Here is a 16,178-nt window from a genome sequence, read left to right as displayed (position 1 = left end):
TCCTGCGCTCAAAGAAAGAGCGAATGGGAGAGGACCGACGCGATGAGCAATTCCGGGCACAATTTCGGCGGGATGCAGAACGAAATCTACAATGCGGGTTTGCAGGGCATCCTGCCCGATTTCCCGGTTGATTTCGCAACACTGGAAGATCGAGCGCATGAGGCGCTCGGGCCCATGCTCACCAATTATGTCGCCGGCGGATGCGGGGACGAGCACACGCAGGATACCAATGCGAGTGCGTTTCACCACTGGGGCATGACCCCTCGCATGATGGTCGATTGCACCGAGCGGGATCTGTCGATCAATCTGTTCGGAATGGATCTGCCGACGCCGCTTTTCATGGCGCCCATTGGCCTTAATGGAGAGGCGACCCAGGACCGCCATGGGGACATGGCCGCCGCTCGGGCTTCGGCGATGACCGGCGTGCCTTTTTGCGTTTCGACACTCTCAAACGACCCGATGGAAGACGTTTTCCCGGCCTGCGGCGAGACGCCTGCCATGTTCCAGCTCTATACTCCGCGCAATCGCGAGCTTGCCACCAGCCTGATCAAACGCGCCGAAAAGTCTGGTGCGAAGGCGATCGTGGTGACGCTTGACACATGGCTCACCGGGTGGCGCCCGCGCGATCTCAACGCGTCAAACTTCCCGCAATTGCGCGGAAAGGTGCTGCACAATTACTTCTCGGATCCGGTGTTCCGCTCCTTGCTCGAAAAACCTCCGGGGGAAGATCCGAGGGCGGCGATCATGCTCTTCGCCGGTATCTTCGGGCAGGTGCTGACATGGGACGATATGGAGTTCTTCAAGTCGGTCACTGACCTGCCGATCGTACTGAAGGGCATCTGCCATCCCGATGATGCCAAGCGCGCAATCGATCATGGAGCCGATGCCATCTACTGTTCGAACCATGGCGGACGGCAGGCGAATGGCGGGATTTCGACCATCGATCTGTTGCCCGACATCGTCGCTGCGTCCGGTGACCTGCCGGTTCTGTTCGACAGCGGCGTTCGGTCTGGCACCGATGCGATCAAGGCCATCGCACTTGGCGCGACCGCAGTCGGGATCGGGCGACCGTACACATATGGTCTGGCAATTGGCGGCGACAAAGGCGCGGCGTGGGTGCTTCGATCGATCCTGGCCGAAGCAGACTTGCTGATGGCGGTGAACGGCTATCCAACGCTGAAGGCTGTACGCGAAGCCGGGGCTCAGCGCACGGTCTGAACACCGCTGGTCGCAAAAGCCACAGCTGCAAGTCTTCGTGAAACCGGTTCTGTTTGGTGCGCTTGACGTCCGCGCGACGTTAGAATCCGAATCGGTCAAATTCGGACTTAGTTTTCCACAGAATCGTGTTACCTTACGGGACGATAACAACGCGACTCGGGAACCGCGCAGCATGGAACGACCGACTATTATCTCGTCGGGCCCAGACACCTTGGGCCGGACAGTCTGTTTCGGAGACGAGCTTTCACGCCGTGCACGTTACGGACGAATTCGCCCGATGCCACGCCGCAGCAGGTGGAAATCGGTGCTCTGGCGCTTGGTCGGCAGGCGCTAGTTCCACAGCCCACTGTTTTCAGTAGATCGATCCGTGCGCGGGATCACGGCGCCGACTTGGCGACCGTGACCAGCTTGGTTTCGGTATATCCGAGATAACCTTCCACACCGCTTTCCGAGCCAAACCCGCTGTCACCGATCCCGCCAAACGGCGTCTCGGGCGAGCCGACGGCAAAGTGATTGATCGCAACCATCCCGGCTCGCAGCGATTTGCCGAGATAGTGACTCTCATCGAGGCTGGCGGTGAAAGCGTAGGCGGCAAGCCCATAGCGCAGCGAGTTTGCAATGCGCACTGCCTCCTCAATATCATCGTAAGGAACAATGCCGGCCACGGGACCAAAGGGTTCCTCGGTCATCAAACGGCTTGTGGGGGAGGGGGAGGCGATCACCGTCGGCTCGAAGAAATGTCCGGGGCGATCCAAAGCGGAGCCCCCGCTGACGATCTCTCCCTGATCTCCGCCCATTGACCCCATCAGATCCTGCATGGCGGCGACGCGTCCGGCGTGAGCAAGCGGCCCCATTTCCACGCTGTCGTCCTGGCTGGCATCGCCGATCTTGAGCTTCTGCGACCGGGCCGAGAATTCGGCTACGAACTTGTCGAAAATGCCGCGCGCGACGAGAAAGCGCGTCGGAGATACGCACACCTGGCCGGCATTGCGGAACTTGGTCGCGGCGCACGCAGCAACGGTGCGGTCGAAGTCAGCGCTCTCACCGATCACCACAGGGGCGTGGCCGCCAAGCTCAGGCGTGAAGCGCTTCATGCCTTGGGCAGCGAGCGCGCCCAACTGCTTGCCGACCGCGGTCGAGCCGGTGAAGCTGACTTTGCGAGTAATGGGAGAGGCGATCAGGTGCTCACTGATCATGGCCGGGTCACCGTAGACGAGGTTGAGCACCCCTTCGGGAAGCCCGGCATCCACAAAGCACTCTGCCAGCATCTGCGCGCATGCAGGCGTGGTTTCGGCAGGCTTCAAGATTGCCGAACATCCTGCGGCGAGCGCGCCTGCGATTTTCTTGGCCGGCAGGTTGATTGGGAAGTTCCACGGCGTGAGCAGCACCGCAGGTCCAACCGGCTCTTGCGTGACCCGCTGTTCAAGAAGGTTGTGCGAGCGCACCGGCACCAGTCGACCGCCCTGGCGCTTTGCCTCTTCGCCCAGGAAGTCGATCAGGTCAGCGGCTCCCGTCGTTTCGCCCAGCGCCTGTGCGTGCGGCTTTCCCATTTCGAGCGTCATCACGCGGGCAATTTCTTCGGCCCGTTCGCGAAGCAGTTCAGCAGCGCGTCGGATCACGCGGAAGCGTTCAATGGCTGGCGTGTTGCTCCAGATCTGAAAGCCTGCATCGGCCGCTGCCAAAGCGGCATCGAGCTGCGCTTTCGAAGCTTTGGGAGCGCTGCCGATCCGTTCTTCGCTAGCGGGGTTCACAATCGCCATTTCGCCGTCGCCGCCTTCGGCCACCCAATTTCCGGCGATCAACATCTTGACTTGTGGGTAGGCGGTCATGCGGTGTCTCCTGCTTGTCTCTTGCGCGTCAATGTGGCGAGCAATTGAGTTCGTTTCAATTGAAACATTGTTGCGTCGGCGCTAGGGGGACGCAAAACCTGAGTCGAGAGGAGAAAGCCATGCTTGTCGGCGTTCCTAAAGAGATCAAGAACCACGAATACCGCGTCGGTTTGACGCCTGAATCTGCTCGCGAATACATCGCCGCCGGCCACCGCGTCATGCTCGAAAGCGGCGCTGGCACGGGGATCAGCAAGACCGATGACGATTACCGCGCCATCGGCGCCGAGATCGTGGACACCGCAGAAGAGGTCTTTGCGAGCGCCGAGATGATCGTGAAGGTCAAGGAGCCGCAGCCGAACGAGTGGGTCCAGCTGCGCGAAGGGCAGATCCTTTTCACCTATCTCCACCTCGCACCCGATCCCGAGCAGGCGAAGGGCCTGATGGAAAGCGGCGTGTCGGCTGTCGCCTACGAGACGGTGACAGACCGCGATGGCGGCCTTCCGCTGCTAGCCCCAATGAGCGAAGTCGCGGGGCGTCTTTCTATCGAAGCGAGCGCGCATTCGAGCCATGCAAACAATGGCGGGCGCGGCATCCTTATGGGCGGCGTACCCGGCGTGCTTCCGGCCAAGGTCGTGGTGATTGGCGGCGGAGTTGTCGGAACGCAAGCCGCGCGCATGGCGGTTGGGCTTGGCGCGAATGTCGAGATTCTCGACCGTTCGCTGCCTCGCATCCGAGAGCTTGATGACATGTTCCAGGGGCGCGCCACAACGCGTTACTCCAATGCCGGGACCATCGAAGACGCCATTACGGCGGCGGACGTGGTTGTCGGCGCGGTCCTCATCCCCGGTGCCAGCGCTCCCAAGCTGGTGACGCGCGACATGCTCGGCCTGATGAAGCACCGCGCTGTGCTGGTCGATGTCGCAATCGATCAGGGCGGCTGCTTCGAGACGTCAAAGCCGACCACGCACGATGCGCCGACTTACATGGTCGACGACATCATCCATTATTGCGTCGCCAATATGCCGGGCGCGGTGCCGCACACGTCGAGCTACGCCCTCAACAATGCGACGCTGCCCTTTGGCCTTGAGCTCGCGAACAAGGGTGTGGTCAAGGCGTGTGAGGACGATCCGCATCTGCGCCTTGGCCTCAACGTGCATGAGGGCAAGATCGTGAACGAGGCGGTGGCGGAGAGCCTCGGCTTCTGATTGCTGGGACTTGCGCATTTCGCAGGCGCTTTGTCTCAGCTGGCGTTTGAGTTGCACAAAAGCGAACACCTATTGTGTGCGTTTCTCGGGTAATTCCGGGGCCTGATTGCTATATCTCGGGTGCCGATGGCGACCTGATCAGGGCGCTCGACATGAGGGTCGAGTAGAAGGGATCAGGCCACTTGAGAGTTACTCATGCAACAGTTCGACACCCGTCCTCTCGTGCGCCAGGTCAATTACGACGCTGACGTTTCCAGCCATGTTCCGCCGCAGTCGAAGAGCGATCACGTAGCCTTCGCTTTCGTGAAGCTGCTGCGCTTCTTTGCCGACACTTTTTTTGCCAAGCGCTACGGCCACCGCGCCGTGGTGCTTGAGACCGTTGCTGCGGTTCCCGGCATGGTTGGCGGGCTTCTCCAGCACCTGCGCGCGCTTCGCCGGATGCGCGATGACCAGGGCTGGATCCGCACGCTTCTTGACGAGGCCGAGAATGAGCGGATGCACCTCATGACCTTCATCGAGATCGCCAAGCCCAATGCGTTTGAGCGGTTCCTGATCCTCTCGGTCCAGCTGGTCTTCTACAACTTCTACTTCTTCCTCTACCTGCTCGCCCCGCGCACCGCACACCGGGTCGTCGGCTACTTCGAGGAGGAGGCCGTCATCAGCTACACTGCCTACCTGAACGAGGTCGAGGCAGGGCGGCATGAGGACGTATCTGCGCCGCAGATCGCGATCGATTACTGGCAGCTGCCGAGCGATGCGCGCCTTCGCGATGTCATCATCGCGGTGCGCGCTGACGAGGCGGAGCACCGCGACGTCAACCACTGCTTCGTCGACCGCATCGACGAGCGCCGCGAAGGAACGCGCGCCAAGCGCCGCAAGCTGGGCGAGGCCTGAACCTCGCCCATCGCGTGCCTAGGCCTGCACCACGGCCTGCTCGATCGAACCGAAGATCGAGTGGTTGTCCTTGTCCCTCATCTCGACCTTCACCGTGTCGCCCGGCGACATGAAGGGGGTCGTCGCTTTGCCGTCGCGGATCGTCTCGATCATGCGGATCTCGGCGATGCACGAATAGCCAAGGCCGCCTTCGCTGACCGGCTTGCCGGGATCGCCTTGGGGCCCCTTGTTCGAGACCGTGCCCGAACCGATGATCGAGCCCGCGCCCAGCGAGCGCGTCTTGGCAGCATGCGCGACCAGCTCGGCAAGGTTGAAGGTCGCATCCTCACCAGCCTCAGCGCGGCCGAAGGGTTCGCCATTGTAATCGACCATCAGCGGCAGATGGATGAGACTGTCCTTCCACGCATCGCCAAGCTCGTCGGGCGTAACCGCAACCGGTGAGAAGGCGCTGGCAGGCTTGGACTGGAAGAACCCGAAGCCCTTGGCAAGCTCGCCGGGGATCAGTCCGCGCAAGCTCACATCGTTGACCAGCATGATGAGCTTGATGTGCCCTGCCGCATCTTCTGCGCTCACGCCCATCGGCACATCGTCGACGATCACCGCGATCTCGCCTTCCATGTCGCAGCCCCACTTGATGTCGCCCAGCGGGATGTCGGCGCGTGGCGGGAGGAAGCCGTCGCTGCCGCCCTGATACATCAGCGGGTCGTGGTAGAAGCTCTCCGGCACCTCGGCATCGCGCGCTTTTCGCACCAGTTCCACGTGGTTGATGTAAGCGCTGCCGTCCGCCCATTGGTAGGCGCGGGGAAGCGGCGAGTGCGCCTGCCGCTCGTGAAAGCGTTCGCACGGCACGGCCTCATGCTCGACGTCGCGGGCCAGCAGTTCGAGTTCCGGCGCAACCCGCGCCCAATTGTCGAGCGCGGCCTGCATCGTGGGGGCGATATAGCCCGCCGCGCAGCAGCGGGTGAGGTCCTTCGAGACGACGACCAGTTTGCCGTCGCGAGTGCCATCGTTGAGTGTGGCTAGTTTCATGTGTTCCTCTCAGGGTTGTCTGGTTGGTTGTCCGGGTGAGCGCGCTGGAAGGCGGGCAGGGCAAGGCACGCCGCCTCGATCGCGGTGATGTGGTGATAGTCGGTGAAGTCGAAGTCGAAGCGGCGCGCATTGTAGACCTGCGGCAACAGCACGACTTCGAACATGCCCGGCGCATCGCCGAGGAAGCGCGTCGTCCCAAGCTGCGACAGCCGCGCCTCCACCGGCGAGAGCGTGCGCTCAAGCCAATGGCGATACCACTCGCCGATCTCCTCCTGGGACTTGCCGTATTCGTCCTTGAGCCATTTCAGCACCGGCAGGTTGAGCGGCGCGTGCAGTTCGGTCGCAATGGCGTAGGTCAGTTCGCGCACGGTATAGCGCGCTTCGGTATCGGCTGGCAGCAGCGCGGGATCGGGATAGGCCTCGTCCAGCCATTCGAGCATCGCCATCGACTGGGCGCGGTCGCGGCCACCGGCTTCGAGAAGCGGCACCGAGCCGAACGGGTTGCGACTGGTGAAGCTTGCGTCCTTCTGCTCAGCCTTGAGCAGGTTCACCGGCACGTTCTCGTAATCGAAACCCTTGAGTTCAAGCGCGATCCGCAAGCGGTAGCTGGTCGAGCTTCGATAGTAGCCGTAGAGCTTCATGAGCCTTCTCCCGCGCCAAGAAGTGGACCGCATGTTACACGGTCCAGGGCAAAAACTGCGCTAGTGTTTTCAGGCACTTGGAGCATCGTTTGCGAGCGGTTCGCAAGAAGGTCGGCGCGCGTCGTCACGCGGTCTCCATAGCGATTGCAAGCCGTGTAGGACAGCGGTCCGTTTTGCTTTCCAGCGAGCACGAATGCGGCGATCAAAACGCCGCAAGACCGGTGATGCCGCGCCCAAGGATAAGCGCGTGAACATCATGTGTGCCCTCATAGGTGTTGACCGTTTCAAGGTTCACCGCGTGGCGGATGACCTGATATTCCTCTGAAATGCCGTTGCCGCCATGCATGTCGCGAGCGGTGCGGGCGATATCGAGAGCCTTGCCGACATTGTTGCGCTTCACGATTGAAATCATGTCGGGGCTGAAACGGTTTTCATCCATCAGGCGACCCACGCGAAGCGACGCCTGAAGCCCGAGCGCAATGTCGGTGAGCATGTCTGCGAGTTTTTTCTGATAAAGCTGCGTTCCTGCGAGCGGGCGCCCGAATTGCTTGCGGTCGAGGCCATACTGGCGCGCGGCGTGCATGCAAAACTCCGCCGCGCCCATTGCGCCCCAGCTGATGCCATAGCGCGCGCGATTGAGACAGCCGAACGGCCCCTTAAGGCCTTCGACATTGGGAAGCAGCGCATCGGCAGGCAGCTTCACCTCGTCCATCATGATCATGCCGGTGGGCGAGGCGCGCAGCGAAATCTTGCCTTCGATCTTGGGTGCGGAAAGCCCTTCCATGCCCTTTTCAAGGATGAAGCCGCGGATTGCGCCATCATGCGCTTCGGATTTGGCCCAGACGACGAAGACGTCGGCAAACGGCGAATTCGAAATCCAGGTCTTCGACCCCGAAATCACGAAACCGTCGCCGTCCATCTTCGCGTAGGTTTTCATACCGGCAGGGTCGGAGCCCGCATCGGGCTCTGTCAGGCCGAAACAGCCGATGAGTTCGCCGCTGGCGAGGCCGGGCAGATATTTCTCGCGTTGCTCGGTCGATCCGTAGGCGTAGATCGGATGCATCACGAGGCTGGATTGAACGCTCGCCATCGAACGATAGCCGCTGTCCACGCGCTCAATCTCGCGCGCGATGAGGCCATAGGCGACATAGCCGGCACCAGCGCCGCCAAGCTCTTCGGGGATGGTTGCGCCGAGCAATCCCGCCTGTCCCATCAGCGGGAAGAGTTCGGGCGCACTCGCTTCGTTACGGAAAGCCTCGATGACGCGCGGTTGCAGCTCGCTCTGCGCAAAGCCGCGTGCGGCATCGCGGATCATGCGTTCGTCTTCGGTCAGCTGGCTTTCGAGGTCGAAGGGGTCTTCCCAATTGAACGGTACGATCCCGGCGCTTGCGAGTTCGGGGGAAGGGCCAAGGGCTTTCGGCGCGTGCATCTGGTTGCTCCTGAAACTTGTTGCCCGTCTCTCGCAGGACTCGCGGTGGCCTGCAAGGGGCGTGGCTAACGTCTCGGGAGCTTACGCTTGAGCGGAGCGGAATTCCAGCGCTTCGCTGATCGTGCTGAGCATCGCCGAAGGGGGGCACGGCTTGGCAAGCGCGTAGGAATTTGGGAATTGCTCGGCCACTTCCATGACATCGCGGCTGCCCGTGTAGAACACGACCGGCACGTCTTCTTCCATCATGGTGCGCGCGAGTTCGAGCGCATTGCCATCCTGTAACTGGATATCAAAGATCGCGAGAGCCGGCTTTTCTTTCTGGTAGGCGAGCATGGCCGAAGAGACGCCCGCATGGGGTCCGTCGACCTCAAATCCCGCTTCCTCAACGGTTTCGATCAGATCGAAAGCGACGATCATCTCGTCTTCTGCAACCAGGATTTTGTGCGTCACGAATCAGTCCCCTCAATGCCGTCCTGATCCCTCGGTAAGTAGGTAACACAAATTGTGCGCGAACCCTAATGCGCGGCCTAGGAAAGTTTCCGTGGCTGAGACTTTAGCCTTTGTTTCTATTGTGTGCGGCCGAACTTTTCGCTGAATCCGGTTTCGTCGCCGGCACTCAGCAATTTGGCCTGTTCGACCCACTGGTCGCGGGTGATGCGACCGGAGAAACGGCCAAGACCCGCATCGATCCGGGCGATGTCGTCCTCGCTCCAGGCGGCAATCTGGCCATACCGCGTGATCCCCTGTTGGGCCAGGATGGTCTGAAGCTTGGGACCAAGCCCCTTTATGCGGGTGAGGTCGTCGGCCTCGCCGCTCGCAACGGGCGTCGCGGGGGCGGAGGCAGGGGCCGGGGCGGGTTCGGGAGCAGGCTCAGGAATGGCGTCTGCGGGCTGCTCTGCTTCCCAGTGATCGGGGCGCTCGGGCACCGGATCGCCGACCGTCGGCGCAACCGAGACACCGGCTTCCGCGTCAGCCACTTCGCCCGCGGCGGCGATCTTGTCCGAATTGGCGTTGGCGCTGGTCTGTCCGAAGTCTTGCTTTACCGCCGTGGGCGCGTCGATCAGCGCCTGATTGCGGGCGGCCCGTTCAGCGCCATCGTCGAGCACGTCCTTCCCGCCGGTTGTGTCATCCACGATCGTCGTCTTGCGATTGGCGCGCAGGATAATCCAGCCGAGGAAAAGAAGCGCAACCACGACGGCGATGATGAGCGGGAGATATTGCTGCAATTGGGGATCCATGAAAATCGCCTTTTGTGAATGGGTTCTGGCAGCGCCTTTAGCAGCAAGCGCCGCGCGCGCAAAAGCCCTTGCTTCACATGCGAAAACGGCTGGAACCACACTCGCCAGGTGGTTCCAGCCGTGCGCCTGACGCCGCGCTCTCCCTAACCAAGGAGCGCGGCGTCACGGGGTCGCATGTTTCAGCCCCCTGTTCGGGCCGTGCGCGCAATTGCGTTCAATTCGAGAAATTCCTGCCGGATGAAGTTGTTCTGCCGCCCGGCGAGCGCCTCGACATCATCGTGGCCGAAACCCATCATCAGATCGTCTCCGCGAAGGATCTGCCCATAGGCGGCCACCGCAGCGGCGAAGGCGAAGTCGCCCGACGGTCTGCCCGCTTCGAGGAAGCTGTCGCTCATCACCACGGTTTCGATCATGCGCGAGGTGTCGCCATCGGGCAGTTTATAGCGCAGCTTCACATGCGCAGCCTCGGCCATGCGGCGGGTTGCGGCGCTGTCCGGGGTGTCTTCGTATCGGCGCGGCTTGATCCAGCCATCGGAGCCGGTGGGCGCGACTTCGTAGATCGCGGTGACCTGGTGCCCGGCCCCGATATCGCCGGCATCGACCGCATCGTTGTCGAAATCCTGTTCACGCAGCGCCCGGTTTTCGTAACCCACGAGGCGATACTGGCTGATGACTGCGGGATTGAACTCGACCTGGATTTTCACGTCCTTTGCGATGGTGAAGAGGGTCGAGCTCATCTCATCGCCCAGCACTTTCTTCGCCTCAAGCGCGCTGTCGATATAGGCGTAATTGCCGTTCCCGTGATTGGCGATCTGCTCCATCAGTGCTTCGTTGTAATTGCCCGTGCCAAAGCCGAGCGTGGTGAGCGTGATACCGCGGTCGCGGTTCTTCTCGACCATTTCGACCAGCGCGTCGCGGTCCGAAACGCCCACGTTGAAATCGCCGTCGGTGGCAAGGATCACGCGGTTGACGCCGCCTTCGATGAAGTTGTCCTCGGCGATGTTGTAGGCAAGCTGGATGCCGGCCCCGCCAGCGGTCGATCCGCCTGCCGACAGCGACTGGAGCGCCGCGCGGATTTTTGCCGTGTCATTGGTGGGTTCAAGCACGAGGCCAGCCGCGCCTGCATAGACCACGATCGAAACGCGGTCCTGCTCGCCAAGCTCGCCCGCAAGGCCGGAAAGCGCGGTCTGCACCAGCGGCAGCTTGTCGGGGCGGCCCATCGAACCCGACACATCCATCAGAAAGACAAGGTTTGCAGGCGGGCGCTCGTCACGTTCGATATCGTATCCGCGCAGCCCGATGCGCATGAGATAGGTGTCCTCGTTCCACGGGGTCTTCGCGACATCGATATTGGTGGTGAAAGGCACGTCGCGCGTTGTCGGGCGCGCATAATCATAGCGGAAATAATTGATCATTTCCTCGGTCCGCACGGCATCGCGCGGCGGCGTGATCCCTTGACGCAGGAACCGGCGGGCGTTGGCGTATGCCCCGGTGTCGACATCGACGCTGAAGGTCGAGACCGGTTCGGCGCTGACCAGCTTGACCGGAGAAACTTCCTCACCGTCATACCGTTCACGGCCCGGATCGACTGGCACGATTACGGCGGGAACCGAGTAGCCCTGCGGTGCGGCTGCCACTTCGGCTTCGACCGCGCCGGTCCTTCTGCGGTCGCGCGAGGCACTGGTCCGGCGCGAGCCGGTTACGATGACCGTGTTGTCGGCCAACGCTTGAGACGGTGGGGGCGGCGGCGGAGGTGGCGGGGGAGGCGGAGGTGGCGGAGCCTTTGTCCCCGTGTCCGGCGCAGGCGAGCTCGTCACAACGATCTGCTCACCTTGCTGCGTGCAGCTTGCAACGAAGAGGCCGAGCGTTGCAGCTCCGACCAGTTTGAGGTGGAAACGCTTCATCAGACCCATTGTCAGTCCCCTCGAATTACCCGTTCGAAAAGTCTGCCTCGCGGCGTGAATAGCGACTGAACGTGCTGTCAGGACGATGAAATGTTGGGGCGCAAGCTGCGGGAGACGCTCGGTTTTCTGCCGGTTACAGTGGTTTCCCGGTGCTTTCCGCTGCCTCAAGAATTTCTTCGGGCAGCTTGGCGTTCTTGCGGAACAGCACCTTGTCCGCCTCATCGAAACCGCGTTTCCAGATGACCCACATATAGACCACGAGAATCAGCGGTCCGCCGATGGCCAGCTCGACCCATTCGGGCGTGAATTCGGTGAACAGGAAGCCGACAAGCACAGCGGGCGCCGCCGCATAGACCAGAGCCGCGCGGTAGTTCGACACAGGCGCTTTCAGCAGCGTCTTGAGCACCAGCGCTTTGATAAGGCTGGAGGTGCCAAGGGCAATGAACAAGGCAAGCGCCGCACCGGCGGCCTGGAACCCTTCGTCGAAACCCATTTCCTGCGCCAGCCAGATAAAGCCGATCGTCAGCGCGGCCTGCAAGGTGATGATCCCGACCGAGATCAGCAGGTTTCGCTTCCTCGCGATGTAGACCAGCACGCTTTCGGAAACGACCGCCATCGATGCGACCACTTCGGCAGCAAGCAGGATCGCAAGCGCGCCCGTTCCCCCGACGATGGCCGGACCGCCAAGGCCCATCACCGCCTCGCCCGGTATCGCAAGCATCAGCGCGATGCCGAATTGCAAGGCGATGATCCAGAAGCCCACCTGACGCACCTGCGCGGCGATGGCTTCCATGTTCCCGATCTTCAGGTTCTTGGTGATGACCGGCGAAAGGATCGGTTCGAAACTGGATTTGAGCTTTTGCGGCAGGCTGACGACTTCCTTTGCGAACCAGTAGATGCCAACGGTCGCCGCCGAGGTCGCCTGACCCAGCAGGAACACATCAAGCAGCCGCGTCCCGCGCTCAATCACGTCCGCCCCGATCAGGGGGAGGGCGCGCGCGGTCATCTTGGTCAGGTAACGCGGCCGCGGTCGCCAGCCCTCGGGCCAGCCATAGGTGCGAAAGAACGACCAGGCCGCGGTAAAAAGCGCGGCATAGATCGAGGCGAGGAAAGCAAGCGCAATGCCTCCGCTTGCCAGAGCGGGGATGAAGAACAGTCCGGCGACAAGGATCGACTTGGTCCACGGCTCGACCACGGCACGCGCACGCACGGTGGAGGCGATGTCATAGCGATAGGCCTGCGCCGCAAGCATGATCTCGGTCAGGGCGAAAGCCGGGATCGCGGCGATCATCCACATGTCGAATTCGCTGTTCGTCCCGCTTGGGAAGATGATCACCGGGAAGATGACAAGCAGTGCGCAGGCGACAATGCTGAACAAAAGCGATGTCAGCATCCCGTCGAATACAAGGTTGGTCGGTGGAACGCCTGTACCTCTGGCGTGATCCTCCGCACCTTCGGTCAGGCGCTGCGCAAGCCCGCGCTTTTCGCCCAGCGCGCAGATGAGCGCGAATATCTCGATGACGACAAAGGCTGCGGCAAAGCGGCCCATTTCGTCGACGCCGTAAAGGCGGAAACCTACGAACAGGAACGGAATACCGCCGAGCAGGCGCAGGACAAAACCAAGAGTGTTGGTGCGCCCGCCCTTGGCAAGCGTTTCCATGTCGTCATTCCCGCCGGACGCGGGTTGCGGCTGGGCCGCAGGTTTGTCCGTGGGTGTGGTCACTCGACGTCGCCCTGATCGGACGGTGTTTCGGCGCGCAGGGGCCGGGAGAGCAATTCGGCGACAACGGCCTTGGGCAATGCGCCGTCAAGGATTGCGTTGACCGCGATGACGATCGGCATCGCGATATCGCGCTCGCTCGCAAGGCTGGCGAGGACCGGCGCGGTGTGCGCGCCCTCGGCAACGGTGGTGCGGTCGGCCATCAGGTCGGCGGCCTTTTCCCCTTCGCCGAGCGCCTTGCCGAGCGAGAAATTGCGGCTGGAGGTCGATGAGCAGGTGAGCACCAGATCGCCCAGACCGCACAGACCAGCCAGCGTCTCGGCCTGCGCTCCCATATGCTCGCCAAACCGCAGCATTTCGGCATAGCCGCGCGCGATGAGCGCAGCGCGCGCGTTCTGGCCAAGCTCAAGCCCTTCGACCACGCCGCAGGCGATGGCGAGGACGTTCTTGATCGAACCCCCGATTTCTGCGCCGGTGACGTCGTCGGAATAATAGGGGCGGAAGGCTGTGCGCGCGATGGCGGGCGACAGGCGCTCCCACTGCTCGCGCCCGCCCTCACAGGCGAGCGTTACGGCGGTAGGAAGACCGGCGGCAACCTCATGCGCGAAGGTCGGTCCGGAAAGGACGGCGATTTCGCTGCCGGGAGCGGCCTCGCGCGCGACATCGTTCATCAGGCGTCCGGTGCCCGCCTCGATCCCTTTTGAGCACAGAACGAGGTCGCGCGGGGCCTGTGTCAGCCCCGACAGCACCTTGCCTAAAAGCTGCGCGGGCGTGACGACCAGTGCAGTGTCGATGGCTGCGAATTCGACAAGGTCGCCGGTCGCGCGGATCGTGTCGGCAAGCTGCGCGCTCGGCAGGAATTGCGGGTTGCGGCGCGAGGTGTTGATCGCGTCGACGACTTCGCTTTCGTAAGCCCAGAGCAGGACCTCGCGCCCATCGCTGGCGAGCATTTGCGCAAGGGCAGTTCCCCAGGCGCCTGCACCGATGACACCGATGGATGTGCTCATGCCTTCACTCCCGCACCGCGCACCTTATCGGCCTCCGGATCAAGCGGCCATCGCGGGCGCGCCTTAAGGTCGAGAGGGTCGCCCTTGAAATCAGGATCCTTCGCAAGCCGCTCGCACCCGGCCCATGCGATCATCGCTGCATTGTCGGTGCACAATTTGAGCGGCGGCGCGACGAAGCGCATGGAGCGGCGCGAGGCGAGCTCCTCCAGCGCACCGCGCACCGCCTCATTCGCGGCAACGCCTCCGGCGACAACCAGAGCAGGGTACGCACCCGCTGCGCCAAGCGCCTTTTCAAGCCGGTCGATCAGGCAGTCTATCGCCGCCTGCTGAAAGCTCGCGGCAATGTCGGCCGCTTCATGCTCGCCGCTTTCGTGAGCGCGCAGCACGGCGCTTTTCAGCCCCGCAAAGGAGAAATGCGGCTCCTTCGAGCCCTTCATAGGGCGGGGCAGTGGGACTGCCTTTGCGTCGCCTTCGAGCGCCAATCGCTCCACCGCAGGCCCGCCGGGATAGCCGAGGCCGAGAATCTTGGCGGTCTTGTCGAATGCCTCGCCCAGCGCATCGTCGATTGTCGTTGCGAGGCGGCGATATGCGCCGACACCCTCGACGCTGAGGATCTGGCAATGACCGCCGGAAACGAGCAGCAACAGATAAGGATAGCCCAGCGCCTCGTCCGCGAGCCGGGGGGACAGCGCGTGCCCTTCGAGGTGGTTCACTGCGATCAACGGCTTGCCCGATGCCATCGCCAGCGCCTTTGCGCTGACAAGGCCCACCATCACCCCGCCGATCAGGCCGGGCCCGGCGGTCGCCGCAATCGCGTCCACATCGTCCAAGGTCAGTCCAACGTCCGCCATCACCCCTTCGAGCATCGGCGCAAGCCTTTCGGCATGAGCTCGCGCGGCGATTTCGGGCACGACGCCGCCATAGGGGGCGTGCTCGGCCTCCTGGCTGGCGATGCGTTCGGCGAGGATGCGGCGGTCGGACGTGACCAGCGCCACTGCCGTTTCGTCACAGCTCGATTCGATTCCGAGGACAATGTTGCGCGTCGATCCCATTGCGCTTCCATCTAGTCTCTCGCGTGGCTAGAGCAAGCGTGACGGGAGACACTTTGGTGACAGAAACGACCAGGGGCGCGGGTGAATTGCGTCCAAAACTCAAGCTGGGAACACGAAATTCACCGCTCGCGATGGCGCAGGCGTTCGAAACGCGCGAGCGATTGTGCGCGGCCCACGGCTGGGCTGAGGACGCGGTCGAACTGGTCCCCGTGGTGGCCAGCGGCGACAAGGTGCTGGACCGCCCGCTTGCCGAGATCGGAGGCAAGGCACTGTGGACCAAGGAACTCGATGCGTGGCTTGCAGAGGGCAAGATCGACGTGGCGGTTCATTCGGCAAAGGACGTGGAGACGATCCGTCCCGACGCCTTTCGCTTTGCCGCCTTCCTGCCGCGCGCTGACCGCCGCGATGCGTTGGTGGGAGCGGCCAGCATCGCCGATATTCCCCGTGGCGCGACCGTCGGGACAAGCGCACCGCGCCGCGCCTCGCAGCTCCTCAATCTTCGGCCCGACTGCAAGGTCGTGACATTCCGCGGCAATGTCGCGACACGGCTCGGCAAGCTTGAAGCGGGCGAGGCGGACGTGACTTTTCTTGCGGCGGCCGGTCTTGAACGTTTGGGCCAGAGCGAAGTCGGCGCACCGCTTGAAACGGGCGACTGGATACCGGCAGCAGCGCAAGGGGTGATCGCTCTCGAATGCCGTGCAGACGATGAGGTGGCAGGCGAATTGCTGGCTGCAATCGACCACACAGCGACCCGAGCAGAGCTTGAAGCGGAACGCGCATTGCTCGCCAAGCTTGGCGGTACGTGCCACTCGCCGGTGGCTGTCCTTTGCAGCGGCGATGCGGGCGAACTGACCATGCGCGCCGCCTTGTTCAGCCCGGATGGCTCCGAGCGGGTCGATGGCGAAGCGAGTTTCAGTGCTGGCGATCATGCTCCTGTCCATGCGCTCGCCGCAGACCTGCTCCACCGCGCCACCCCCGCCATCGCCGAGCATTTCGGCGGCGAAGGGTAAGC

14 protein-coding genes are annotated in these 16,178 nt (G+C 62.7%); 4 read left to right on the top strand and 10 right to left on the bottom strand.

Translation table 11 applies throughout. The annotated features are described in order from the left end of the window. The first annotated feature begins 42 nt into the window (after positions 1-42). Complete coding sequence (locus CD351_RS13210; protein ID WP_111993070.1) at positions 43-1,218, top strand: alpha-hydroxy-acid oxidizing protein; 1,176 nt, start codon at positions 43-45, stop codon at positions 1,216-1,218. Between the two features lie 377 nt (positions 1,219-1,595). On the opposite strand, the gene CD351_RS13205 is transcribed toward CD351_RS13210, so the two are convergent. Further along, positions 1,596-3,047 carry an NAD-dependent succinate-semialdehyde dehydrogenase gene (locus CD351_RS13205; protein ID WP_111993069.1) on the bottom strand — a complete coding sequence of 484 codons (1,452 nt, stop codon included), beginning with the start codon at positions 3,045-3,047 and terminating at the stop codon, positions 1,596-1,598. Positions 3,048-3,166: 119 nt separating this feature from the next. Here CD351_RS13205 and ald point away from each other — a divergent pair, with 119 nt between their 5' ends. Together ald and CD351_RS13195 are read left to right on the top strand one after the other, a co-directional pair. Further along, entirely contained in the window at positions 3,167-4,252 is a 1,086-nt protein-coding gene (gene ald, locus CD351_RS13200) for an alanine dehydrogenase (RefSeq protein ID WP_111993068.1), read from the top strand. Positions 4,253-4,447: 195 nt separating this feature from the next. Continuing rightward, the gene (locus CD351_RS13195; protein WP_111993067.1) at positions 4,448-5,146 is read left to right on the top strand and encodes an alternative oxidase; all 699 of its coding nucleotides are present in this window, start codon (positions 4,448-4,450) and stop codon (positions 5,144-5,146) included. An 18-nt stretch (positions 5,147-5,164) separates the two neighbouring features. On the opposite strand, the gene CD351_RS13190 is transcribed toward CD351_RS13195, so the two are convergent. From CD351_RS13190 to tsaD, 9 genes are all read right to left on the bottom strand, one after another. Beyond that, a complete protein-coding gene (locus tag CD351_RS13190; RefSeq protein WP_111993066.1) occupies positions 5,165-6,175 on the bottom strand; it encodes a fumarylacetoacetate hydrolase family protein in 1,011 nt (336 codons plus the stop codon). Beyond that, on the bottom strand, positions 6,172-6,816 hold the full coding sequence (gene maiA / locus CD351_RS13185) for a maleylacetoacetate isomerase (protein ID WP_111993065.1): 645 nt from the start codon (positions 6,814-6,816) through the stop codon (positions 6,172-6,174). Before maiA ends, CD351_RS13190 begins: the two co-directional genes overlap by 4 nt. 202 nt (positions 6,817-7,018) lie before the next feature. Beyond that, positions 7,019-8,245 (bottom strand): acyl-CoA dehydrogenase, encoded by a 1,227-nt coding sequence (locus CD351_RS13175; protein WP_174214272.1) that lies wholly within the window; start codon positions 8,243-8,245, stop codon positions 7,019-7,021. Positions 8,246-8,326: 81 nt separating this feature from the next. Next, the gene (locus CD351_RS13170) at positions 8,327-8,695 is read right to left on the bottom strand and encodes a response regulator (protein ID WP_111993063.1); all 369 of its coding nucleotides are present in this window, start codon (positions 8,693-8,695) and stop codon (positions 8,327-8,329) included. A gap of 116 nt (positions 8,696-8,811) precedes the next feature. After that, positions 8,812-9,483: a hypothetical protein gene (locus tag CD351_RS13165; protein ID WP_111993062.1), complete on the bottom strand. Its 672-nt coding sequence runs from the start codon at positions 9,481-9,483 to the stop codon at positions 8,812-8,814. Between the two features lie 179 nt (positions 9,484-9,662). Next, the gene (locus tag CD351_RS13160) at positions 9,663-11,396 is read right to left on the bottom strand and encodes a VWA domain-containing protein (protein WP_111993061.1); all 1,734 of its coding nucleotides are present in this window, start codon (positions 11,394-11,396) and stop codon (positions 9,663-9,665) included. A gap of 124 nt (positions 11,397-11,520) precedes the next feature. Then, a complete protein-coding gene (locus tag CD351_RS13155) occupies positions 11,521-13,110 on the bottom strand; it encodes a lipopolysaccharide biosynthesis protein (RefSeq protein WP_111993060.1) in 1,590 nt (529 codons plus the stop codon). Then, complete coding sequence (locus CD351_RS13150) at positions 13,107-14,114, bottom strand: NAD(P)H-dependent glycerol-3-phosphate dehydrogenase (protein ID WP_111993059.1); 1,008 nt, start codon at positions 14,112-14,114, stop codon at positions 13,107-13,109. The genes CD351_RS13155 and CD351_RS13150 overlap by 4 nt, the downstream gene beginning before the upstream one ends. Beyond that, positions 14,111-15,166, bottom strand: coding sequence for a tRNA (adenosine(37)-N6)-threonylcarbamoyltransferase complex transferase subunit TsaD (gene tsaD / locus CD351_RS13145; protein WP_111993058.1), 1,056 nt, complete (start codon positions 15,164-15,166; stop codon positions 14,111-14,113). The genes CD351_RS13150 and tsaD overlap by 4 nt, the downstream gene beginning before the upstream one ends. Positions 15,167-15,252: 86 nt before the next feature. On the opposite strand from tsaD, the gene hemC reads away from it, so the two are divergent. Then, a complete protein-coding gene (gene hemC, locus CD351_RS13140; protein ID WP_111993057.1) occupies positions 15,253-16,176 on the top strand; it encodes a hydroxymethylbilane synthase in 924 nt (307 codons plus the stop codon). The last annotated feature ends 2 nt before the right edge of the window (positions 16,177-16,178 follow it).

The organism is Erythrobacter sp. KY5 (genome assembly GCF_003264115.1).
In the GTDB taxonomy this organism is placed as follows: domain Bacteria; phylum Pseudomonadota; class Alphaproteobacteria; order Sphingomonadales; family Sphingomonadaceae; genus Erythrobacter.
Note: the sequence above shows the minus strand (reverse complement) of the source record. Positions and strands in the feature narration are given on the sequence as shown.